The organism is Micropepsis pineolensis (assembly GCF_055392125.1).
This window is the reverse complement of the sequence record NZ_AP042408.1, coordinates 249,105-273,070: the sequence shown is the minus strand read 5'-3', so window position 1 is coordinate 273,070 and position 23,966 is coordinate 249,105. Positions and strand designations below refer to the sequence as shown.

The following is a 23,966-nucleotide window of genomic DNA, read 5'->3' as shown; positions in this document are numbered from 1 at the left end:
TTGATCCGGGGTAGCCATGTCCGATTCCTTAGCCGCATTGCGGTCCATTTTATTAAGTCCAGTTAAAAAAATGGGGCCGGGGCTGTTCCTGGCTGCCGCTATCGCGTTAATGGCCATTTCCTTGCATCGGATGCCTGGTGTGGGTGTGTTAAGCCCGATGATTCTGGCTATCGCGCTCGGTATGGCGTTCCACAATATCGTCGGCACGCCCGTTGCCGCCAAAGCCGGTGTTGGTTTTTCCATGCGCCGGATCCTACGCTTCGCCATTATACTTTTGGGGGCACAGCTCACCCTGACCCAAGTGCGTGAAGTGGGGCTGTCCGGTGTGGCGGTAATTCTTGTCACGCTGTGCAGCACTTTTTTGTTTACAAAATGGCTCGGGCGCCGGTTGAAAGTAGACCGTAAACTGGCTGAACTGATTGCCGCGGGCACGTCGATCTGCGGTGCGTCGGCAGTGATTGCGGTCAACACTGTGACCGAAGGACCGGATGAAGATGTCGCCTATGCCGTGGCGTGTGTCACCGTGTTCGGTGCCATTGCCATGTTCACCTATCCGCTGCTGCCTGGGGTGCTGCATCTGGCACCCAAAGCCTTTGGTCTGTGGGCAGGGGCCTCGATCCATGAGATTGCGCAGGTGGTTGCCGCCGCCTATCAGGATGGGCCGGTGTCCGGTGATTTTGCCACCATCGCCAAACTGACCCGTGTGATGATGCTGGCGCCTTTGGTGATCGGGCTGGGGTTCTACGCCCGCCGTCGTCAGGTGGCCGCCAAGCATAAGAAGGCGCCGCTGCCTTGGTTCGTGATCGGTTTTGTCGCGTTGGTGATTATCAACAGCGTTTGGCCGCTGCCCACCACGGTGAAGCTGCCGCTTAACGAATTTACGGGTTTTCTTCTGACGATGGCGCTGGGTGCCATGGGGCTGGAAACGGATATCCGTAAATTACATGCCAAGGGTTTACGACCGCTGTTGTTGGGATTTTTCGCTTTCCTTTTTGTGGCGATAGTGGGTTTGATTGCCGTGAAACTGATCTTCTGATGGGGTGGTGATGACGCTCGAACAGCTGCGGATTTTCGTGGCGGTGGCGACGCGCGAGCATGTCACCGAAGCGGCCAAAGTGCTTAATCTGACCCAGTCGGCGGTCAGTGCCGCGATCCGTGCGCTGGAAAGCCAGCATGATGTGCAGCTGTTCGACCGTATTGGCCGCCGCGTGGTGCTGACAGTGGCCGGGCGACTGTTTCTGGCCGAGGCGCGTCAGGTGCTGGCCAGTGCGGCGGCGGCGACGGCGGCGCTGGAGGATCTGGCGGGCCTGAAACGTGGTCGTCTGCAACTGGCCGCCAGCCAGACCGTGGCCCATTACTGGCTACCGCCCCGGCTGGTGGCCTATCGCGCCGCCCATCCCGCCATCGCCATCGCGGTCGAGATGGGCAATTCCGAACAGGTCCGGGCATGGGTGCGTGATGGCTCAGTTGATTGCGGCCTGATCGAAGACGAAGCCGCAGATGCGAATCTGACCAGTACAGCGGTGGCCGTGGACGAGCTGATTGTTGTGTGCGCCCCGGCTTTGCAGCCGCGCGGCCGTGGTATGGCCGAAAGGCTGAAATCGCTGCCGTGGGTTTTTCGCGAGCCGGGTTCGGGCACACGGGCAATCTTTGAAACCGCGCTGGCCGGGCTGGGTCTGTCGGTGGCGGATTTGATGCTGACGCTGGAACTTCCGTCGAACGAGGCGGTGCTAAGCGCGGTGCTGGCCGGTGGTGGCGCGGCGGCACTGTCCCATCTGGTGGCAGGACCGCTGGTGCAGGATGGCCGTTTGCGGCAGTTACAGATGGTGGGACCAAAACGGCGTTTTTACCTCATTCGTAGTCCGGCCCGCAGTGTCAGCCGTGCCGAAGCCGCGCTGCATCAGCTTCTGCTGACGATGCGCAAACGCTGATAGCCGTCCAGCGCGGCGACCCGCGCGGTATCGTGGGCCACAATCGGTAAAGGATAGCTCTGATCGCGGCTTTGGGCGCTGCGCTGTTTGGGGGCGGTGCTGTCCTGCGAATGCAGCAGGGCGGTGGAAATATCGGCCAGTTCCGGACACCAGCGGCGGATATAGGCGCCATCGGGATCATATTTGGCACCCTGAGCCAGCGGATTGAAAATGCGGAAATAGGGTGCCGCATCGGCGCCGCAGCCCGCCACCCATTGCCAGCTGGCGGTGTTGACCGCCCGGTCAGCATCGACCAGCGTATCGGAGAACCAGTCCACGCCGCGTCGCCAGTGAATACGCAGATGCTTGGTCAGAAAGCTTGCCGCCACCATGCGAACGCGGTTGTGCATAAAACCGGTGTGCCACAGCTCGCGCATACCCGCATCGACCAGCGGATAGCCGGTCATGCCGCGCTGCCAGGCGACAAGGTCGGCTTCGGCCTCCTCGCCTTCGCGCCAGGGGTAGCTGTCGAAGGACGGGTTCCAGTTCTTTTCCACCGTGTCAGGCCAGTGATGCATCAGGTAATGGGCAAATTCGCGCCAGCCCACTTCGCTTAAGAACTTGTCGCGGTCGTCTTCAGAGATGCCGGGCACCAGATGCATACGGTTCCACAACAGCCGTACCGACAGCTCGCCCCAATGCAGATGGGCCGAAAGCCGTGAGATGTGCGGTTCAATCGGGTAGTCGCGCTTAGCCTCGTATTGCGAGAGACCGGCGGCGATAAAGGCGTCCATCTGGGTAAAGGCCCCGCGTTCCCCGGGCCGCCAGATGGTTTCCCAGCCTGTCGCCCAGTTGGGCTGCGGCAACAGCTCAAGCGCATCAAGTGCCAGCCCGCCATTGGGGTGCAGGGTCTGGACATAGGGCGGTGGAAACGGTGTGGCCACCGGTCGGGTGCGCGCGGTGCGCCAAAAGGCGGTGAACACCTTGTAAGGGGTGCCGCCGCCGGAATTAATCGTCGTGGCATCGAACAAAAGGTTGGCCGGGCAGATTTTTGCGGTAATGCCGGCATGGTTTAACGCTGCCTGCACCGCCTTATCGGTCTGAATTTCCCGTGGCGTGGTCCCGGCGGTCCATACCACCGCGTTGGCGCCTTCTTCCCGTGCCAGTCGGGGCAGAATCTGGGCCGGCAGGCCTTTGCCGAACCACAGCGGGGACAGATCGCGCTCCAGTGCAGCGAGGGAGTGGTGCAGCCACCAGCGCCCGGCACCGCCGATGGGTGTTTCCGGATCAAGCACATAGGCCGGAATCACCGGCCCGCGGGCGGCGGCTTCAGCCAGGGCCGGATGGTCATGGCGGCGTAGATCGCGTCGGAACCACAGGATCGTCAACATGCTGACATACTATCCGAAAAGGATAAAAAATTTCATATGGCTGTAAGAGGCAGCAGTATGCTTAAAAATACCCCAGAGACAATTTCAGAAAAAATTGTAATTTAATTACAGAAAGGTATCGTATTTCGTTTTGTGTGCCGAAAGTGGAATTTTTATGCACAAATAAAGTTGCGGTCCAAAGTGCGATGCATGTGGTTCTCATCTTGGCGATCAAAATGTCTGAAATATTATTATAAAACGCGGCATTTTTGCGTCATAAGTAGAATTGTCAGGTGGCCTCAGAACACGTAAGTATTGCCACCGCTTTCACGTCTCAACCAGCGACCTGCCATCACGGAAAAAATGACTATGGGACTGCCGCCAAAACAAGGTCTTTACGATCCGCAAAACGAACATGATGCGTGCGGGGTTGGCTTTGTGGCCAACATCAAAGGCGTCAAGTCGCATCAGATTATTGCCGATGGGCTTCAGGTTCTGATCAATCTTAACCATCGCGGTGCGGTTGGGGCGGATCCGCTGGTCGGTGATGGCGCTGGCATTATGATTCAGACGCCGGATGCGCTGATCCGCGACTGGGCCGCCAATGCCGGTGTCACCCTGCCCGAGCCGGGTCACTATGCCGTGGCGATGTGCTTCCTGCCGCAGGAAGAAAAGGCGCGCGAGATCGTGGTGGCGCAGTTCGAGCGCTTCCTGAAGGTCGAGGGCCAGGTGCTGCTTGGCTGGCGTGACGTGCCGGTGGACGATTCCATGCTGGGGGCCACCGTCAAGGAAAGCATGCCGCTGATCCGTCAGGCCATTGTCGGCTGGGGCCCCAATATCCGCGATGAAGCCGCCTTCAGCCGTAAATTACTGGCGGTGCGCAAACAGACCCAGAACCCGCTGGCCGAGCTGGCGAAAAAGCACAAGCTGCCGGGCATTACCGAATTCTATATGCCGAGCTTTGCCACCCGCACCGTGGTGTATAAGGGCATGCTGCTCGCCCCCGATGTCGGCGCCTTCTATCTCGATTTGCAGAATCCGCTCACCACGTCGGCGCTGGCGCTGGTGCATCAGCGGTTTTCGACCAACACCTTCCCGTCGTGGAAGCTGGCCCATCCTTATCGTTTCATTGCCCATAACGGTGAAATCAACACCGTGCGCGGTAACGTCAACTGGATGAACGCCCGCCGCCGCACGCTGGAATCCGATCTGCTGGGCGCGGACCTCGACAAGATGTGGCCGCTGATCCCGCATGGTCAGTCCGATACCGCCAGCCTCGACAATGCGCTGGAGCTGCTGTTGGCCGGTGGCTATCCGCTGGCCCATGCCGTGATGATGCTGATTCCGGAAGCCTGGTCGGGCAATGATCTGATGGATCATGAACGGCGCGCTTTCTATGAATATCATGCCGCGCTGCTCGAGCCGTGGGACGGCCCGGCGGCGATTGCCTTTACCGATGGTCGCCAGATCGGCGCCACGCTTGACCGTAATGGTCTGCGCCCCGCCCGCTTCATCATCACCGATGATGATCGGGTGATCCTGTCGTCGGAATCGGGCGTGCTGCCGATCCCGGACGAGAAGATCGTGCGCAAATGGCGCCTGCAGCCGGGCAAGATGCTGCTGATCGATCTGGAGCAGGGCCGTATCATTGATGACGAGGAGATCAAGCATCAACTCGCCAGTGCCCGGCCCTATGAGGAATGGCTCAAAGCCACCCAGGTCAAGCTGGAAGAGCTGCCCGAAGTTGCGGCGGTGGTCGAGAAAACCGCAGCCGGTGATTTGCTCGATCGTCAGCAGGCCTTTGGCTATAATCAGGAAGACGTCAAATTCTTCCTCGAACCGATGGCGGTCAAAGGCGAAGATCCGGTCGGCTCGATGGGCTGCGATACGCCGCTGTCGGTGCTGTCGAAAAAGCCCAAACTGCTTTACACCTATTTCAAGCAGAATTTTGCACAGGTCACCAATCCGCCGATTGATCCGATCCGCGAACAGCTGGTGATGAGTCTGGTGTCGATGATCGGGCCGCGGCCCAATCTGCTCGGCCATCAGGCCGGAACGCACAAGCGCCTCGAAGTGGCCCAGCCGATTTTGAGCGATACGGACCTTGCCAAAATCCGTGCGATTGAAGAGCTGGCCGACGGTGCATTCCGTACCGCCACGATTGATTGCACTTGGCCCGCAGCGGACGGTGCCAAGGGGCTTGAGGGGGCGTTGCGCCGGATTTGTTCGGACGCCACGGATGCCGTGCTGGCCGATAACAACATTCTGATCCTGTCGGATCGGGCGGTTTCAAAAGACCGCATTGCGGTGCCGGCGGTGCTGGTGACCGCGGCGGTGCATCACCATCTGATCCGTCAGGGCTTGCGTATGCAGGCCGGTCTGGTGGTCGAAACCGGTGAAGCCCGCGAAGTGCACCATTTCTGCGTGCTGGCCGGTTATGGCGCTGAAGCGATCAATCCGTATATGGCATTCGAGACCATCGAGGATATTCGCGTCCGTAACAATCTGAAGCTGTCGGCGGCCGAAGCGCAGGCCCATTTCATCAAGGCGGTTGGCAAGGGGATTCTGAAGGTGATGTCCAAAATGGGCATCTCGACCTATCAGTCCTATTGCGGGGCGCAGATTTTCGATGCCGTCGGCTTGTCGAGCGCTTTTGTCGAGCGCTATTTCACCGGCACCGCGACCAAGGTGGAAGGTGTCGGCCTGCAGGACATCGCCGAAGAATGTGTCGAACGTCACCGTGATGCCTTCGGCGATGATCCGATCTATCGTGACATGCTGGATGTTGGCGGCAATCTGGCGTTCCGCATCCGGGGCGAGGAACATGCCTGGACGCCGGAATCGGTTTCCAAGTTGCAGCATGCCGTCCGTGGTAACAGTTATGCCGATTATCAGGCTTTTGCCGATGCCATCGACAATCATTCGAAACGGCTGCTGGCTTTACGCGGTCTGATGAAGTTCAAGTTCGCCGAGACGCCGCTTGCGCTGGACGAAGTTGAACCGGCATCCGAAATCGTCAAGCGCTTTGCCACCGGCGCGATGAGCTTTGGCGCCATCTCGCGTGAGGCCCATTCGACCCTTGCCATTGCCATGAATCGCATTGGTGCCAAGTCAAATACCGGCGAGGGCGGCGAAGAAGCCGACCGTTTTGTGCCGCTACCCAATGGCGATTCGCTGCGCTCGTCGATCAAACAGGTGGCCTCTGGCCGTTTCGGCGTCACTACCGAATATCTCGTCAATGCCGATGATATCCAGATCAAGATGGCGCAGGGTGCCAAGCCGGGTGAAGGCGGCCAGTTGCCGGGTCCGAAGGTGGATAAGGCCATCGCCAGCGTACGTCATGCTACGCCGGGCGTCGGGCTGATTTCACCGCCGCCGCATCACGATATTTATTCGATTGAAGATCTGGCCCAGCTGGTGCGTGATCTGAAAAGCGTCAATCCGGTGGCGCGGATTTCGGTCAAGCTGGTTTCAGAAATGGGTGTCGGTACGGTGGCGGCTGGTGTCGCCAAGTGCCGGGCCGATCACATCACCATTTCCGGTTATGATGGTGGCACTGGCGCTTCGCCGCTGACCTCGACCATGCATGCCGGTAGCCCGTGGGAAATCGGTCTGGCCGAAACCCAGCAGACACTGGTGCTGAACGGTTTGCGCGGCCGTGTTGCGGTGCAGGCTGATGGTGGTTTACGCACCGGTCGCGATGTGGCGATTGCCGCGCTGATCGGGGCCGACGAATTCGGCTTTGCCACTGCCCCGCTGATCGCCATGGGCTGTATTATGATGCGCAAATGCCATCTTAATACCTGCCCGGCGGGCGTGGCGACGCAGAAACCCGAACTGCGCAAGCGCTTTGCCGGTCTGCCCGAGCATGTCATCAATTATTTCTTCTTTGTCGCCGAAGATTTGCGCAAGATCATGGCGCAGCTTGGCCTGCGCACGATTTCGGAAATGGTTGGCCGCTCCGATCTGCTGGAAATGACCGATGCCGTGCGCCACTGGAAGACGCAGGGGATTGATCTGTCGAAGATCCTCTATCACATCAGCCCGAAGCCGGGTCTGGCGATCAGCCATTGTGAATCGCAACAGCATGACATCGACCAATCGCTTGATGTCGCGTTGATCAAGGCCTGCGCACCGGCGCTGAAAACCGGCAAGACCGTCAGCCTGGTTCACAAGATCACCAATGTGGATCGGACCGTCGGGGCTATGCTGTCGGGCGAAGTGGCGCGTCGTTATGGCCATGCCGGTCTGGCGGAAGACACCATCTCGATCCGCTTCAACGGCACGGCGGGCCAAAGCTTCGGTGCGTTCCTGTCGTGCGGCGTCAGCGTGACGTTGTGCGGCGATGGTAACGACTATGTCGGCAAAGGTCTGTCGGGTGGGCGCATTGTGGTGCGTCAGCCGGAAGATTGCCCCCGCAATCCGCGCGATAACATCATCGTCGGCAATACTGTGCTGTATGGTGCCATCGCCGGCGAGGCGTATTTTGAAGGCGTGGCGGGCGAGCGTTTCGCGGTGCGTAATTCCGGCGCGGTGGCTGTGGTGGAAGGCACCGGCGACCATGGCTGTGAATATATGACCGGCGGCGTTGTCGTGGTGCTGGGCAAAACCGGTCGTAACTTCGCGGCGGGTATGTCGGGCGGTATCGCCTATGTCTATGACCCGGATAAGACGTTCAGCACACTGTGCAATCCGTCGATGGTCGATCTGGAAGCAATTTCGGCTCAGGCCAGTGGTGATGAGGCGGATCGGCCCCAGCAGAAATCTCTCAGCGTCAACGATAACGGCATGGGCGATGTCTTAAGCTTTGATGCCGAACGCTTACGCATTCTGGTCGAGCGGCACTATCTGTATACTGAGAGCAAGCGGGCCAAAGCCCTGCTTGATGACTGGCAGACGGCGCTCACCAAATTTGTCAAGGTAATCCCGCGCGAATATCGCCGCGCGCTGACCGATCTCAAGGCCGAACGCGCCACCATTAAAGCTGCGGAATAACGAACATGGGCAAACCTACTGGTTTTCTGGAATTTGCGCGTAAAGATCACGGCTATGAAGCGCCCGCGTCACGCGTGAAGCATTTTCGCGAATTCGCGCTGCCGCTGGCCGGGGCCGATGTCTCGACCCAGGCTTCGCGGTGCATGGATTGTGGTGTTCCGTTCTGTCATAATGGCTGCCCGGTCAACAACATCATCCCGGACTGGAATAATCTGGTCTATCAGGGGGACTGGCAGTCGGCGCTCACCACGCTGCATTCGACCAACAATTTCCCGGAATTTACCGGCCGGGTCTGCCCTGCCCCGTGCGAGGCGGCCTGTACCCTGAACATTCCCGATACCCCGGTCACCATCAAAACGATTGAATGCTCGATCGTTGATAAGGGATGGGAAGAAGGCTGGATCAAGCCGCAAGCTCCGGCGCAGAAGAGTGGTAAACGCGCGGCTGTGGTTGGTTCGGGGCCGGCAGGGTTGGCCTGTGCCCAGCAACTGGCCCGTGCCGGCCATTCGGTAACGGTGTTTGAAAAGAACGACCGGGTTGGTGGTCTGCTGCGTTATGGCATTCCTGACTACAAGCTGGAAAAACAACGCATTGACCGCCGCGTCCACCAGATGCAGGCCGAGGGGGTCGAGTTCCGTACCGGTGTTGAGGTGGGGTTAGCCTTGCCGGTGTCGGCACTTTTGGAAAACTTCCATGCTGTGGTGCTGGCCGGTGGTGCGGAAGCCGCGCGCGATTTATGCGTGCCGGGGCGCGAGCTGTCGGGCATTCATTACGCGGTCGATTTTCTGATGCAGCAGAACAAGCGCAATGCCGGTGATGACGAAGCCAAGGCCGCCCCGCTTGGCACCATCAGCGCCAAGGGCAAGCATGTCGTGGTGATTGGTGGCGGCGATACCGGTTCGGATTGCGTCGGCACTTCGAACCGTCAGGGTGCCGCTTCGGTGACCCAGCTCGAGATCATGCCCCTGCCGCCGGTCAAGGAAGACAAGGGCGTCACCTGGCCGGATTGGCCCAAAAAACTGCGGGTCTCAACCTCGCAGGAAGAAGGTTGCGATACCCGTTGGGCGGTGACTGCCACCAAAGCCGTCGGCAAGGATGGCAAGATCGTAGCGCTCGAGTGTGTCGAGGTTGCGTGGAAGAAAGATGAAAAGGGTCGCTTCTCGCCGGTGCCGGTGAAGGGCAGCGAATTTACCCTGAAATGCGATCTGGTGCTGCTCGCGATGGGCTTTACCGGCCCGCGTCAGGCCGGTTTGGTCGAGCAGGCCGGGGTCGAGCTGGATGGGCGCGGCAATGTCAAAGCGGGCCTTACGGACTATAAAACTTCGGTGCCAAAGTTGTTTTCGTGCGGCGACATGCGCCGGGGCCAGTCGCTGGTGGTGTGGGCCATCCGCGAGGGGCGTCAAGCCGCCCGCGCAGTAGACGAGTTTTTGATGGGGACGAGTCTGCTGCCGCGGTAATTTCGGATGTGTTGATAGCTTACGTGTGCGCCTTTCCTCACCCTTCATATGAAGGGTGAGGACTTTTTTTATGGCGCGGGTTACCCGGCGGTAATTTCGGCGCTGATGGCGTCCAGCGCCATGACCGCATCTTCGGGCTTCAGCTTGGCCATCAGGCCGCGCCCGCCACCATTGATCAGCACATAGGGTTCGGTAAGCGCCGCCGCCGACAGCACGGTGCGCACCTTCTTACGCTGGCCGAACGGGCTGATGCCACCGACATGATAGCCGGTGATGCGCTCGGCATCGGCAGGCTTCATCATTTCGGCCGCCTTGCCGCCGAACGCCGCGGCGACCTTTTTCATCGCCAGTTCCTTGTCCGAGGCGATCACGGCGCAGGCCGGTTTGCCATCAACCAGCAGCATCAGCGTTTTCAGCACCCGCGCCGGTGGTTCGGCCACCGCTTCGGCCGCTTGCAGGGCGATGTGGCTTTCGCCATGGACGAAATCATAGCTTTCAATCGTAAACGGCACCCCTGCCTTGGTAAGGGCCATGCTGGCCGGGGTTCCTTTGGCTTTGGCCATAATGCTGGGCTTCCACGTTTCAGACTGCGCCGGTGATTTTAACGCCAGTCTCTGCCCAATGCACACCTGCGTCGTAAAATGTGAAGTTTTGCCGCCATGCGGGTGTAACAGCAAAATATCGGTTTGGTTGTTCTGCTGTAATCGTGTGGGTTGTGTTGAGGTCCCCGCAGCAATTTGCAACATTTGTTTAGTCGTCACAGCCCGGTGGGCGGGCTTAAGAACCCATCAATCGTTATACCCAAGGTTAAGACCGCCTTTCCCCTTGGCGGCCAGCATCCGGGAGATGTTCAATGATTCCCTTTATCGATCTGCAAGCGCAACGCCACCGTCTTGGCGAACCCCTCAAAGCGGCGATTACGGCCGCGGTGGAAGGTGGGGCTTGGATCATGGGGCCGCAGGTGGCCGAATTTGAAAAGAAGCTGGCGGAATTCTGCGGCGTGAAGCACGCCATTGCCTGCGCCAACGGTACCGATGCGCTGCAGCTGGTGCTGATGGCCTGGGGCATTGGCCCGGGCGACGCGGTCTTTGTGCCGACATTCACCTTCTGCGCCACCGGCGAAGTGGTCGCGCTGGTCGGTGCGTCGCCGGTGTTTGTCGATATTCTGCCCGACACCTATAATATGGACCCGGCCAGCCTTGAAGCGGCCATTGCCAAGGTTAAGGCCGAAGGCAAGCTGAAGCTGAAGGCGGTGATCCCGGTCGATCTGTTCGGCCAGCCTGCCGATTACGACGCGATCGAGCCGATTGTGCGCCGCGAAGGCATGAAGCTTCTGTGCGATACCGCGCAGGGCTTTGGCGGCACCTATAAGGGCAAAGTTACCGGCAACATCGGTGATGCTGCCGCCACCAGCTTCTTCCCGGCCAAACCGCTGGGCTGCTATGGCGATGGCGGGGCCTGCTTTACCAATGACGACGAAACCGCCGCGCTCCTCAAATCCGTGCGTAATCATGGCGCCGGCTCGGATCGCTATGAAAACGTCCGTATCGGGATGAATTCCCGTCTCGATACCATTCAGGCCGCGATTTTGCTGGAAAAGATCAAGATCTTTGCCGACGAAATCAACGAACGTCAGGCTGTGGCCAAACGCTATAATGACGCCTTCAGCACGTCGAATGCCATCAAGGTGCCGCGCATTATCGATGGCGCGGTGTCGACCTGGGCGCAATACACCCTTCAGGTGCCCGACCGGCCCAAGCTGCAGGAAGATCTGAAGGCGCAGGGGATTCCGACTGCGATTTACTATCCAATCCCGATGTCGGCGCAGAAGGGCTATGCCCAGTATCCGTCGGCCCCGGTGCCCCATGCTGAAGCCATGGGGCCGCATGTCGTCAGCCTGCCCTTCTCGCCTTATCTTACTAAGGCAGATCAGGACAAAATCATCGGCGCGGTGCTGGCCTCGGTCGGCGCTTAAAAAGCCATTACGTTTTGGTACGTTGCGGTTTAACCCGGGGGAGGCGTTTGCGGCCGCCCCCGGGTTTGCTATTACGTATGCCATGACGCCAGAACAGCACGCTTACCTGAAAAATCTTTTAGGTCCGGCCGGTTTTGTTACCGATCCGGCGGCCATTGCCCCCCATCTCGAAGAATGGCGTGGCAAATATCATGGCCGCGCCACGGTCATGCTGCGCCCGGCAGCGACGGCCGAGGTTGCGGCCATTTTGACATTCTGCAACGAGCACCGCATCGCGGTGGTGCCACAGGGCGGCAATACCGGTCTGGTCGGTGGGCAGATGCCCTTTGACGGCGAGGTTATCCTCGACATGACGCGGATGCGGGGCCTCCGGGCAGTAGATCCGGCCGGGGCCAGCCTGACCGCTGAGGCGGGCGTTATTCTGGCCGAGGCGCAGGCCGCTGCCGACCGTGCCGGACTGATGCTACCCCTTAGTCTGGCGGCGGAAGGCAGCTGCACCATTGGGGGCAATCTTTCCACCAATGCCGGTGGGGTGAATGTGCTGCGCTATGGCATGGCGCGCGATCAGTTGCTCGGGCTGGAAGTGGTGCTGGCCGATGGCCGGGTGCTCGACCTGCTGCGGTCCTTGCGCAAGGACAATACCGGCTACGATCTGAAACAGCTCTTTGTCGGGGCGGAAGGTACGCTGGGCATTATAACCGCGGCCACGCTGAAGCTGTCGCCCAAACCGGCGGCGCGCTTTACCGCCTTCCTCGCGGTGCCGGGTGTCGATCAGGCCATCGAGATCCTGCACCGGCTGCAGTCCGCCACCGGCGGCATGGTCAATGCGTTCGAGCTCGTGCCGCGTTACGGCATCGATCTGGTGGTGCGCCATATGGGGGCGCGTGATCCTTTCGCCGATCCGGCCCCGTGGTACATTCTGTGCGAAGTGTCGGGCATGGCCCAGCTGCAGGAGCCGTTTGAAGCCGCCCTTGGCAGCGCGCTGGAAGCCGAGCTGGCGCTGGATGCGGTGATTGCGGGCTCCGAAGCGCAGCGGGCCGATCTGTGGCATTTACGGGAAAGCATGTCGGAAGCTGAAAAGCGCGAGGGGCCGTCTTTCAAGCATGACATCGCCGTACCGGTCAGTGCGCAAGGGGCCTTTATCGCCGAGGCGGTGCCCGCCGTGCTGGCGGCCTACCCCAGCCTGATCCCGGTGGTGTTCGGCCATCTCGGCGATGGCAATCTGCACTTCAATTTCATGCTGCCGAAGGGGGACGAGAGCCTTTTGTCGGCCTGGGATGCGGTGGCCGACGAAGTATACAAGGTGGTGTGCCGCCATGACGGGACGATCAGCGCCGAACACGGTATCGGTGTAATGAAGCGTCAGGCGCTGGCGACCTTGCGCGCGCCAACCGAGCTTGCGATGATGGCGGTGCTGAAAAAAGCATTTGATCCCAATGGGATCCTTAATCCCGGTAAATTGCTGCCCGCGGTTTAGTGCTTCACGGTTTCGTGGTGTTATGGCCGCAACGAAAATGGTTTGTCACGATCGTTAACGAAGCTTTAAGCGGCTACGTCTTGAAACCGCCGCAAAATTCGTCCACTTACCCGGGCAACATTCATGCGGTGGAGCCGAACGGCTCCGGTACAGTAACCCGCTCGCTGATCCCCCCTCTCAATGCCTGTCCGGTTCGCGGCGCGCACAGATGAGGCATCAGTTTTCAGCGGATCAATGGAACATCGTAACGTGATCGAAACCGTAAAAGCTTGGTTTGCCTTGGCCAAGGCGTGGGCACACACCCATCCGCGTCAGGCCTGGATCGGTGGTGGCGCCTTCGGCATTATTGTCGTTCTGCCGCTGCTGCTGCTGTTTATGCTGCCCTACATACTGCTGCCATTTGCCCCGACCATCGACACGTCACAGGACCTCTATGCCATCAACCGTCCGGTGGCTTTTACCTTTCTCGATTCCAGCGGTGCCGTGGCCGGCCGCCGGGGCGCCAAGGTTGGCGACCGGCTGAAACTGGAAGATATGCCGGACTATCTGCCCGCGGCGTTCATCGCCATGGAAGACCGGCGCTTCTATCGCCATAACGGTATCGACTCGATCGGCATGCTGCGTGCGTTCCTGATCGATCTGCGCGCCCGGCGTTTCGTGGCGGGTGGCTCGACCATTTCACAGCAGACCGCCAAGATCGTCTTCACCAATTCCGAACGCACCATGTCGCGCAAGCTGTCCGACATGCTGGGCGCGCTGGCGCTGGAAAATGCGCTGAGCAAGAAGCAGATCCTCGAACTCTATATGAACCGGCTTTACCTCGGTTCCGGGGCCTATGGCGTTGATGGCGCATCGCATGTCTATTTCGGCAAGTCGGCCCGCAAGCTGACCCTGCCGGAAGCGGCCATGCTGGCCACGCTGACCACGGCGCCGTCGGTGTTTTCGCCGCGCCGCGACCTCAAGCGGGCACAGGACCGCGCCGCCATGGTGCTCGACGTCATGGTCGATCAGGGTGTCATCACCGACGCTCAGGCCGAAGACGCCAAGGCCCATCCGGCCAAGGTGATCGATCCGGCGGTGGCCGATGCGCGCAACTTCTATTTCGACATGGCCGCAGAAGAGGCGCTCAAGCGCGTCGAAGATGCGGGCAAGACCGCCTCGGGCGATCTGATCGTGCACACCGCGATGGAGCCGCGCATTCAGGATGCCGCAGTCCATGCGGCACGCGATGTCATCATCAGCAAGGGCAAAAAGGCCAAGGCCAGTCAGGCCGCTGTGGTGGTGATGAAGCCCGATGGCGCTGTGGCGGCGCTGATCGGGGGTATCAATTACACCGAAAGCACCTTCAACCGTGCCGCACAGGCCCACCGTCAGCCGGGGTCGAGTTTCAAGCCCTTCGTTTATCTGGCCGCGCTGGAATCCGGCATGACGCCCAGCGATGTGCGTGAAGATCAGCCGGTCACCATTGATGGCTGGTCGCCGACCAATTTCGGTGGCCATAATTACGGCACGCTGACCCTGTCCGATGCGCTGGCCCATTCGGTCAACACCATTGCGGTCGAAGTGGCGCAGGAAGTCGGTGTCGGCAAAGTGGTTGATGCCGCCAAGCGGCTGGGCATCGAATCGCCGCTGCGTCACCACCCGTCGCTGGCGCTCGGCACCAGCGAAGTGACGCTGATGGAAATGACGCGGGCCTATGCCGCGATCGCTTCGGGCGGGCTCAAGGCCTATCCCTACTTCGTCACCGAGGTGAAAACGTCTGGTGGCGTTGTGCTCTATCGCCGCCAGCCTCCGCCCGATGACAGGGTGATCGCCACCTCGGTTGACCGCGATCTGACCGCGATGATGTATAACGTGATCACCTCGGGCACCGGTGGTAATGCTGGCCTGTGGGATCACGAAGCCGCTGGTAAAACCGGCACCACGCAGGATTATCACGATGCCTGGTTCATGGGCTTCACCGCGGATTATGCGGCGGGCGTCTGGGTCGGCAATGACGATTCCTCGCCGATGAAGAATGTGACCGGCGGCACGCTGCCGGCGGAAATCTGGCGCAATACCATGCGGGCGGCGGAAAAGGGCCTGCCGGCCAAAGCGCTCAACCGTTCGGCACCCTATGCCCAGGTTGACGAAGATATGATGGCCACCGGCACCGAGGGCGATGACGAATCTGCCACGCCGCTGACCACCACCTCTCCGTCCGGCGCTACGCAGGCGCCCGGCAGCCAGGGTGCCGCTGCACCGTCTGATAAGAAGGGCGGTCTGATGAACTGGTTGTTCGGCAGCAAGAAAAGCGCCGCAGGCACTGACAGCAAGGACAGTGACGGCAACTAAGCTTGTCGTGCTGAGACATGTATAGCCATAACGGGCGCCCTGATCGGGCGCCCGTTTGTTTTGGGCCACGCGGATGCGGTGTAATTTTGCCGCCGCAGCCCGTCGCGGAGGTCACGCACATGACAATTCGAGACAATTCTGAGCTGGCTTGGGCAGGGTTTCGCAGGGTGGGTTTGTTAGACTGGCCGCGAAGGTGAAGCATGAGGATGCCGATGGCTCAGAAAACTTTAATTGCAGCCCTTTTTGTTGCCGCACTGATCGCGCCTGCGGCGCTGGCTGACACGACCCCTCCGCCCGTGGGGCCCAATGGTGGCCCTGGCCCGTTCCCGGGCAAGGCTTTCAGCAAAGAGGATATGCAGAAGCATCACGCACAGATGTGCAGCGGCTTCTATGCCCACGAGGTTGGGGCGCTGGCCGAGCTGGAAGTGCGCCTGCAACTGACCGCGAAACAGAAAGCCCTGTTTGAAAAGTGGAAGACGGTCAAGCTCAGTGCTGCCAAGGCTCATAGCGAGACCTGTCTGTCGATGAAGGGGCCTGACCTGCCGCCGCCGGATGCGGGCAAAGATGCCAAGCCGCCGGTTCCGTCGCCGGTTGAAGGTTTGAAGCATGAAATGCAGGGGCTGCAGGACAAGCTGGCCGAGATCAAGGCCGAGCTTCCGGCACTGGAAGCCCTCGCAGCCAGTCTGAGCGATGACCAGAAACTGGCGCTGGAACCCCACCATGGCCCGCGTGGGCCAATGGGCGGTCCTCAGGGGCCCCATGACGGGCCTCATGGTGGTCCGGATCAGGGTGGTGAGCCGGGCTTTAGACATGGTCCGCAGATGGGGTCGCCAACCGATCATTAACCAGAATTGGCAATAGCTATTTCGGCTATTGTGCCGCAAGTATGGGCTCCGCACGCGAATGTGTGGGGCCCATTTGTTTTGTCGGTCGACTTTTAAAATGTTTTTTCTTGACCCTGGCCCCCCCCTGCCTCAAAAGGCGCGCGTCTTTGGAGACTTGTGAAGTCATGGAAGTGCCTCAGCGTTTGAATCTGAAGCGGTTTGCCTCGGTTGAAGAGGTGATCGGCCAAATGCAACCGGTCGAGCCGGTTTATTGCCTTCTGCCCGCTAAATTCGAGGCTGCGGCTAAACGCTTTCTCGATGGCTTTCACGGCACGCCGCTCTATGCGGTCAAGTGCGATCCCGAGCCCAAGGTGCTTGAGATGATCTATGCCGCTGGCATTCGTCATTTTGACACCGCCTCGCTGGGCGAGATCAAGCTGATCAGCGGCCTGTTTCCGGATGCGATTTGCCATTACATGTCGCCGCTGCGCTTCCCCGGTCATGGCAAGATTGCCTATGATCAGTTTGGCGTGCGGGACTTCGTCGTCGATTGTGACGATGAACTCGACAAGCTGATCGCCGAGACCGGCAATCCGAAAGACCTGCGGATTTTCGTGCGCCTGTCGGCGGCGGCGGGTGGGGCGCTTCTGGAACTGTCGAGCAAATTCGGCACCACGCCGGATGATGGTGCCCGCCTGCTCAAGCGGGTGGCGGACTTAGGCGAAATGCCCTGTCTGACCTTCCATGTTGGTTCCCAGTGCCTGTCGTCTTTCTCCTATGCGCAGGCAATCGAGAAAGCCCGTCGCGCGATTGAGATTTCGGGCGTCAAGATAGGTGCGCTCGACATCGGCGGCGGTTTCCCGGCGCCTTATGCCAATTACGAGCTGCCTTCGTATCTGTGGTATTTTGATACCATCCGCGAAGCGCTCTCTACCTTGGAAGACGAAAATCTGCCGGTGATGTGCGAGCCGGGCCGGGCCCTGTGCGCCGAAGGGGTCACGCTGGTTACCCGTGTCATCATGCGCCGCGGCGATAAGATCTATCTCAATGACGGTATCTATGGCAGCTTTGACGAGCTGACCCTGCCGGGCTTCGACGCCGAATACCCCTTCCAGGTTTACACCGTTGACGAAGGCACCGCGGTCGAGAAGATGCATGGTGAGGAAAAGGCCTTCCGGGTCTATGGCCCGACCTGCGATACGCTGGACGTGCTGCCCCGTCCGTTGATGCTGCCGGCCAATATTGCTGTCGGTGACTATATCGTCTTCAGCTCGATGGGCGCTTACACCATCGCGGTCCGCACCCCCTTTAACGGCTTCTTCGCCGACGACTGGGTGATTGTCGGGGACTAATGTCCTCAAATCCGACCCAGAACATACGATGACGTGTGTGTTCTGGTTAATGGAACGACAACCAATCACGCCTTAAGCTTGCGTCGTATACGGAGCAGACGCATGCTGGCGGCACGGGATCGTTTAAAACGCTTTCTGACTTTGGCCGACCAGGGCCCGGCGCAGCGCGCGGCCCTGGCGGTGGATCTGGTCGACTTTCTGGTCGACTGGCCGGCTGAATGCCCGCTGGCCATGCGTCCTCCGGTGCTTGCTCTTCTCGATATGACCCTGCAGGAGGCCGATGGCATCCTGCGCAAAAGGCTGGCGGCCCGGCTGGCAACGCTGGATGATCTGCCGCTGGGGCTGGCCAACGAAATCTTCCATTGCGCCCCGGACGGCCTGCGGCAGGTTTTGCTTCGGCGTAACGAGGATGAGGGCGGACGGGTGCGCCCGCTTGCTGCCTATGATCCGCTGATGCTGCTGGGTACGGTGCGCGACGCCAATCATGACGGTCTGGCCCACCGGCTGGTTGGGGCCATGCACGTGCCGCTGTCCACCGCCGTCGGCATATTGGGTGACGAAAGTGGTCTGTCGCTGGCGGTGCTGTGCAAAGGCACCCGGCTGGGGCGGGCGTTTTATTCGGCGCTGGCGGTGCTGGCATTTCAGGGCCAGCCCGGTGGTCTGATCAGACTGGGCGCTTATGACCGGGTTTCGCAGCGGGCCGCCGATAACCTGACCGCCTGCTGGCAGTTACAAAACCGCCAAAGCCCGCCCGGCGCGGGCGAGCGTATCCGCGCGGCATAGAGGCTTTTTTTTAAGTGCCCGGTTTTGGGCCGGGGCCTCTAGCTTTGTACGTCGGCGCGTTCGCGGGTTTTGGCAAAGGTAATGCCGGGGAACTTTTCCGCGACGTAATTGATTTCCCAGGCGCTCTTGGCCAGGAAAACGTGGGCGCCGTCACGGTCTGTGGCCATGCCACCCTTGTTCGCGGCGAGGAATTTGTCCACAGCCTCGTCGGTGCCGGAAATCCAGCGCGCCGCATCAAAGGGTGACGGTTCAAGCCCAGCTTCCAGGCCATATTCGCTTTTGAGGCGGGATTTGAGCACGTCGAGTTGCAGCGAGCCGACCACACCGACAATCCATTGCGAACCGATTTGCGGCTTGAACACCTGGGTGACACCCTCCTCGGCCAGCGAGGTTAGGGCGCGGGCCAGATGTTTCTGCTTCATCGGGTCACCTAAGTGGACACGGCGCAGGATTTCCGGGGCGAAGTTGGGAATACCCGTGAACACCACCTTGCCAGATTCCGACAGGGTGTCACCGACGCGTAAAACGCCATGGTTGGGAATGCCGATGATGTCGCCCGGCCAGGCTTCGTCCACCGTCTCGCGTTCCTTGGCGAAGAACAGGATCGGGTTATGCACCGCCATGGTCTTGTTGGTGCCGGACTGGGTCAGCTTCATGCCGCGGGTGAACTTGCCCGACGACAGACGCAGGAAGGCAACGCGGTCGCGGTGGTTGGGGTCCATATTGGCCTGAACCTTGAACACAAAGCCGGTGACTTCTTTTTCCGCCGGTTCGATGGTGCGTTCCTTGGCGGCCTGGGTGCGCGGCGGCGGGGCAAAACGGGCCAGCGCCGACAAAAGCTGACGCACGCCGAAATTCTTTAAGGCCGAGCCGAAGAACACCGGCGTCAGATGGCCTGCGCGATAGGCTTCCAGATCGAAGCGGGGCAGTACGCCACGGGCCAGCTCGACTTCTTCGTTGAACTTTTCCAGCTCTTCCGGGCGCAGATGCGCTGCCATCTGGTCCTGTGGGTAAATATCCGGATGGGCGCCATGGGCAGCAAAGGGAACAAATTCCTCGTGAGCGAAGTCGAGCACACCCCGGAAATTGAGGCCATAGCCCACCGGCCACACCATCGGGCACAGATCCAGCTGCAGCTGGTCGCCGATTTCGTCCAGGAGCTCGAAGTTCTCGCGCGCCTCACGGTCCATCTTGTTGATGAAGGTGACGATCGGAATGTCGCGCAGGCGGCAAACCTCGAACAGCTTGCGGGTCTGGGCCTCGATGCCCTTGGCCGCGTCGATCACCATGACGGCAGAGTCTGCGGCGGTCAGGGTGCGGTAGGTATCTTCGGAAAAGTCTTCATGGCCGGGGGTGTCCAACAGGTTGAATACCGCACCCTCATATTCAAACGTCATCACCGCCGAGGTGACGGAAATGCCGCGTTCCTGCTCGATCTTCATCCAGTCCGAGCGGGCGCGTCGGGCCTCGCCACGGGCCTTGACCTTACCGGCCTCGTGAATGGCGCCGCCCAGCAGCAGCAAATGCTCGGTCAGCGTCGTTTTACCGGCGTCCGGGTGGGAAATGATGGCAAAGGTGCGCCGACGGGCGGCTTCTGTGGCAGGGGTAGGTTCGCTCATGGCCCGGGGGGATACACAAAATAGGCTGCTTTGTCATCTGATGCTGACGGATTGTCCTAAGGATTGTCTCTTTAACGGTCTGTATGGGCAAATCACTGAAATGGTCTAGAACATACCCGGAACATCGGCTAAGCTGATCTGATGTCACACAATAACGGTACGGTGCCACGCGGTGGCGTGGAGGTTGTAAACGGTTCCGGCTTTGGTCTGATGACCGGGGCCGAGGCGGCTGGTTTTGTTCCGCACCGGCCCGAGCGTGGCGCCAAATCCGAGGGCGGCAAACGCTTCATCCTGCACAGCGAATATGAGCCGGCGGGCGATCAGCCCACCGCGATAGCGGAACTGACCGAGGCCGCACGAAATGGCGAACGCGATCAGGTCCTTTTGGGCGTCACCGGCTCGGGCAAAACCTTCACCATGGCCAAGGTGATCGAAACCCTGCAGCGCCCGGCGCTGATCCTCGCCCATAACAAGACACTGGCGGCGCAACTCTATTCCGAGATGAAGTCGTTCTTTCCTGAAAACGCGGTGGAATATTTCGTCTCCTATTACGACTATTATCAGCCCGAGGCTTATATTCCGCGTACGGATACGTTCATCGAAAAGGACTCTGCGATCAACGAGGAGATCGACCGTATGCGCCATTCGGCGACGCGGGCGATTCTGGAACGCGATGATGTCATCATCGTCTCGTCGGTGTCCTGTATCTATGGTATCGGCTCGGTGGAGACCTATTCGGGTACGGCGCTGTCGATTACTAAGGGCGGGCGGATCGATCGCGATGCGCTGGTGCGCGAGCTGTCGGCGCTGCAATATCGCCGCAACGACGATAACTTTGTTCGGGGCGCGTTCCGGGTGCGTGGCGACACCATCGATATTTTTCCGGCTCACTATGAAGACCGCGCCTGGCGGGTCGAGTTGTTTGGTGACGAGGTTGACCGGATTTCCGAATTCGATCCCCTGACCGGGCATTCGGCGGGTGTTCTTGATGCCATCAAGGTCTACGCCAATTCGCACTATGTCACGCCGCGTCCGACACTGGCGCAGGCGGCCAAAGGTATTCAGGCGGAGCTGCGTGTGCGCCTCGATCAGTTCCGCAAAGAGGGCAAGCTGCTCGAGGCCCAGCGGCTGGAGCAACGCACCAGCTTCGACCTTGAGATGATCGAGGCGACGGGCTCCTGTGCCGGCATCGAAAATTATTCACGCTGGCTGACGGGCCGCAAACCGGGCGAGCCGCCGCCGACCTTGTTTGAATATCTGCCGGACGAGGCGTTGGTCTTTGTCGATGAAAGCCATGTTTCGGTACCGCAGATCGGCGCCATGTTTAAGGGCGACTTTAGTCGTAAATCGACCCTGGCCAATTACGGTTTCCGCCTGCCCAGCTGCCTCGATAACCGTCCCTTAAAGTTTGACGAATGGGACGCGATGCGGCCGCAAAGTGTGTTCGTTTCGGCCACCCCCGGCAAGTGGGAACTGGAACGCACTGGTGGCACCTTCGTTGAGCAGGTCATTCGCCCCACCGGGCTGATTGATCCGCCGGTAGAAATTCGTCCCGTGGAAACCCAGGTCGACGATCTGATTGCCGAATGTCGCAAGGTGGCGAAAAAAGGCTACCGCGTGCTGGTCACCACGCTGACCAAGAAGATGTCGGAAAAGCTCACCGAATATATGCACGAACAGGATATTCGGGTGCGCTACATGCATTCGGATATCGACACGCTGGAGCGGATTGAAATTATCCGCGATCTGCGGCTGGGGGCGTTTGATGTGCTGATCGGCATCAACCTGCTGCGTGAAGGGCTGGATATTCCCGAATGTGCGTTGGTCGCCATTCTGGATGCCGATAAGGAAGGGTTTTTACGCAGTGAAACCAGCCTGATTCAGACCATCGGGCGGGCGGCGCGTAATGTTGATGGCCGCGTTATTCTGTATGCGGATAAAATCACCGGCTCGATGCAGCGCGCCATCAGCGAAACCGATCGGCGCCGCACCAAGCAACAGGCCTATAACAAAGAGCATGGCATCACACCGGCCTCGATCAAGAAGAACATTACCGATGTGATGGGCTCGGTCTATGAACGTGACCATGTGCTGGTCGATACCGGGCTGGCTGACGCCGGGCGCGCGTATGTTGGCGGTAACTTAAAGGCTCATCTCGAGGAGCTGGAGCGGCGCATGAAAAAGGCCGCCGGCGATATGGAGTTTGAGGAAGCTGCCCGTATCCGCGACGAAATCAAGCGCCTGACGGCGGTCGATCTGGCGGTGGCGGACGATCCCTTTGCCCGACAGAGCGCGGTGGAAAGTGCCTCTGATGAAGCGGTTTCCGGCGAGGGTAAGGCCAAAGGCAAGCGCGGGCGGCGATTGTCGCGTCCCAATGTCCCTAAAATGTTTGGCAGCCGGGCGAAATAGGGTGTGATCGGATATGGTCTCATCCCTCGACGGGCTCGGGATGAGGGTTTTAGAATACTAATCCGTGCCCTACCCTCATGCTGAGCTTGTCGAAGCATAAGATTTTTTTGCGTAAATCTGTCGGATGGGTGATCCGGCCAAAGGTGTTTTGGGTAGCAAGAAACTGTCCTGGGCGGATGCCATGGCAAAAAAGACCAAAGACGAACTGATGGCACTGGCGAATGTCGGCCCGGCAGCGCGGGAGGATTTTCGGCGTTTGGGCATCAACAGTGTGGCGGAACTGGCAGCGGCTGAGGCGGACGAATTATACATCCGGCTGTGCACGCTGACCGGTGCGCGTCAGGACCCCTGTGTCCACGATGTTTTTAGCGCCGCCATTCATCAGGCCCGCACCGGCGAGGCAACTAAGTGGTGGCAGTGGAGTAAGGTACGAAAGCTGCCCTGATCCTGTTCTGATGATCGTGTCAGGTCAGGTGTAACCGGTATTTCGGATATCACTTATTTGTGTATTACCCGACAAATGCAGTCATATGCTTCTGCGCGCGTGCGTCCCTAGATTGGGTGAGCACTGCAATCGTAAAGGCACATCATGACGCTCGCAAATCAAACCATCCTTATCATCGGCGGAACCTCCGGCTTTGGTGCCTGCATTGCCGACATGGTCCGGCAAAAGGGGGCCAGACTCATCATCACCGGGCGGGACGAAGCCAAATTGGGCGCGGCCGTGGCCGAGCTCAAAGCCAAAGGGGCCGAGGTTAGCGGCCATGTCGTTGATGCGGCGGACCGGGCCGGTCTGGAGGCCTTTTTTGCCACGGTTGGCGACTATGACCATCTGGTCTCGATGGCGGGCGGTTTTATGGGCGGCGGTTTCCTGCAGGCCCCGGAGGATGTCATCCGCAAGGCGGTCGAGGAGAAGTTGTTCGCCAATATGGTGATTGCCCGGCTGGCCGCCCCGCACCTGCGCGCTGGTGGCAGTATGGTTTTTACCGCAGGCTCCGGCGGGCATCCGCATGATGCATCGGGCGCGTATGTTGGCAATATTGCGCTCGAAACCATGGTGCGTGGGCTGGCGGTCGAACTGGCCCCTAAAGGGCGGGCCAATGCCGTGGCCCCGACCTGGACCCCGACTCCGCTGTGGCGTGGCATGCCCGCCGATCAGGTGGCCCAAACCCAGAAATACTTTGCCGATACGATCCCGCTCAAGCGCACGGCGCAGATTGCCGAGGTTGCGGCGGCCTATGTCTTTCTGATGGAAAATGGCTTCATCACCGGGCAGACCATCACCGTTGATGGCGGTTTGACGTTGGTCTGCTGATTAGTGGATTTTCAAGTTTCGATTTGAGACCTATATCTATGGGCAGGCCATGCGCTTGCCCATATCTGTGCCGATACGTAAAAAAGTAGACACTTTTAACGTGTTGCTTACCGGAGTCTCAATCTAATGGAGGGGTACTAAACTGG

General features: G+C 59.8%; 16 protein-coding genes. 13 read left to right on the top strand and 3 right to left on the bottom strand.

Going from position 1 to position 23,966, the window contains the following annotated elements; all coding sequences use genetic code 11:
* Window positions 1-16 precede the first annotated feature (16 nt).
* Together ACZ5RI_RS01190 and ACZ5RI_RS01185 are read left to right on the top strand one after the other, a co-directional pair.
* Entirely contained in the window at window positions 17-1,036 is a 1,020-nt protein-coding gene (locus tag ACZ5RI_RS01190; protein ID WP_464514291.1) for a YeiH family protein, read from the top strand.
* 10 nt (window positions 1,037-1,046) lie between these two features.
* On the top strand, window positions 1,047-1,931 hold the full coding sequence (locus ACZ5RI_RS01185) for a LysR substrate-binding domain-containing protein (RefSeq protein ID WP_464514290.1): 885 nt from the start codon (window positions 1,047-1,049) through the stop codon (window positions 1,929-1,931).
* Here the strand turns inward: ACZ5RI_RS01185 and ACZ5RI_RS01180 are convergent.
* Window positions 1,901-3,301 carry a cryptochrome/photolyase family protein gene (locus tag ACZ5RI_RS01180; RefSeq protein WP_464514289.1) on the bottom strand — a complete coding sequence of 467 codons (1,401 nt, stop codon included), beginning with the start codon at window positions 3,299-3,301 and terminating at the stop codon, window positions 1,901-1,903. The genes ACZ5RI_RS01185 and ACZ5RI_RS01180 overlap by 31 nt on opposite strands.
* 348 nt (window positions 3,302-3,649) lie before the next feature.
* Here ACZ5RI_RS01180 and gltB point away from each other — a divergent pair, with 348 nt between their 5' ends.
* Together gltB and ACZ5RI_RS01170 are read left to right on the top strand one after the other, a co-directional pair.
* Window positions 3,650-8,275, top strand: coding sequence for a glutamate synthase large subunit (gene gltB / locus ACZ5RI_RS01175; protein ID WP_464514288.1), 4,626 nt, complete (start codon window positions 3,650-3,652; stop codon window positions 8,273-8,275).
* Window positions 8,276-8,280: 5 nt separating this feature from the next.
* Window positions 8,281-9,732 carry a glutamate synthase subunit beta gene (locus tag ACZ5RI_RS01170; protein ID WP_464514287.1) on the top strand — a complete coding sequence of 484 codons (1,452 nt, stop codon included), beginning with the start codon at window positions 8,281-8,283 and terminating at the stop codon, window positions 9,730-9,732.
* Window positions 9,733-9,812: 80 nt separating this feature from the next.
* Here the strand turns inward: ACZ5RI_RS01170 and ACZ5RI_RS01165 are convergent, their stop codons facing one another.
* A complete protein-coding gene (locus ACZ5RI_RS01165) occupies window positions 9,813-10,295 on the bottom strand; it encodes a YbaK/EbsC family protein (protein ID WP_464514286.1) in 483 nt (160 codons plus the stop codon).
* A gap of 290 nt (window positions 10,296-10,585) precedes the next feature.
* On the opposite strand from ACZ5RI_RS01165, the gene ACZ5RI_RS01160 reads away from it, so the two are divergent.
* From ACZ5RI_RS01160 to ACZ5RI_RS01135, 6 genes are all read left to right on the top strand, one after another.
* Window positions 10,586-11,707: a DegT/DnrJ/EryC1/StrS family aminotransferase gene (locus ACZ5RI_RS01160; protein ID WP_464514285.1), complete on the top strand. Its 1,122-nt coding sequence runs from the start codon at window positions 10,586-10,588 to the stop codon at window positions 11,705-11,707.
* 82 nt (window positions 11,708-11,789) lie between these two features.
* A complete protein-coding gene (locus ACZ5RI_RS01155) occupies window positions 11,790-13,184 on the top strand; it encodes an FAD-binding oxidoreductase (protein ID WP_464514284.1) in 1,395 nt (464 codons plus the stop codon).
* Between the two features lie 234 nt (window positions 13,185-13,418).
* Window positions 13,419-15,518, top strand: coding sequence for a transglycosylase domain-containing protein (locus ACZ5RI_RS01150; RefSeq protein ID WP_464514283.1), 2,100 nt, complete (start codon window positions 13,419-13,421; stop codon window positions 15,516-15,518).
* A 212-nt stretch (window positions 15,519-15,730) separates the two neighbouring features.
* Entirely contained in the window at window positions 15,731-16,363 is a 633-nt protein-coding gene (locus tag ACZ5RI_RS01145; protein WP_464514282.1) for a hypothetical protein, read from the top strand.
* A gap of 170 nt (window positions 16,364-16,533) precedes the next feature.
* Window positions 16,534-17,694 (top strand): type III PLP-dependent enzyme domain-containing protein, encoded by a 1,161-nt coding sequence (locus ACZ5RI_RS01140; RefSeq protein WP_464514281.1) that lies wholly within the window; start codon window positions 16,534-16,536, stop codon window positions 17,692-17,694.
* A 102-nt stretch (window positions 17,695-17,796) separates the two neighbouring features.
* Window positions 17,797-18,477 (top strand): hypothetical protein, encoded by a 681-nt coding sequence (locus ACZ5RI_RS01135; protein WP_464514280.1) that lies wholly within the window; start codon window positions 17,797-17,799, stop codon window positions 18,475-18,477.
* 38 nt (window positions 18,478-18,515) lie between these two features.
* Here the strand turns inward: ACZ5RI_RS01135 and ACZ5RI_RS01130 are convergent, their stop codons facing one another.
* Window positions 18,516-20,096, bottom strand: a complete 1,581-nt coding sequence (locus ACZ5RI_RS01130) for a peptide chain release factor 3 (protein WP_464514279.1) — start codon at window positions 20,094-20,096, stop codon at window positions 18,516-18,518.
* Between the two features lie 141 nt (window positions 20,097-20,237).
* Between ACZ5RI_RS01130 and uvrB the strand changes: the two genes are divergently transcribed.
* The 3 genes from uvrB to ACZ5RI_RS01115 all read left to right on the top strand — a co-directional run bounded on the left by uvrB (window position 20,238) and on the right by ACZ5RI_RS01115 (window position 23,820).
* Window positions 20,238-22,505, top strand: a complete 2,268-nt coding sequence (gene uvrB / locus ACZ5RI_RS01125; RefSeq protein ID WP_464514278.1) for an excinuclease ABC subunit UvrB — start codon at window positions 20,238-20,240, stop codon at window positions 22,503-22,505.
* 181 nt (window positions 22,506-22,686) lie between these two features.
* Window positions 22,687-22,950 carry a helix-hairpin-helix domain-containing protein gene (locus tag ACZ5RI_RS01120; RefSeq protein WP_464514277.1) on the top strand — a complete coding sequence of 88 codons (264 nt, stop codon included), beginning with the start codon at window positions 22,687-22,689 and terminating at the stop codon, window positions 22,948-22,950.
* Window positions 22,951-23,094: 144 nt separating this feature from the next.
* Window positions 23,095-23,820, top strand: coding sequence for an SDR family NAD(P)-dependent oxidoreductase (locus tag ACZ5RI_RS01115; RefSeq protein ID WP_464514276.1), 726 nt, complete (start codon window positions 23,095-23,097; stop codon window positions 23,818-23,820).
* The last annotated feature ends 146 nt before the right edge of the window (window positions 23,821-23,966 follow it).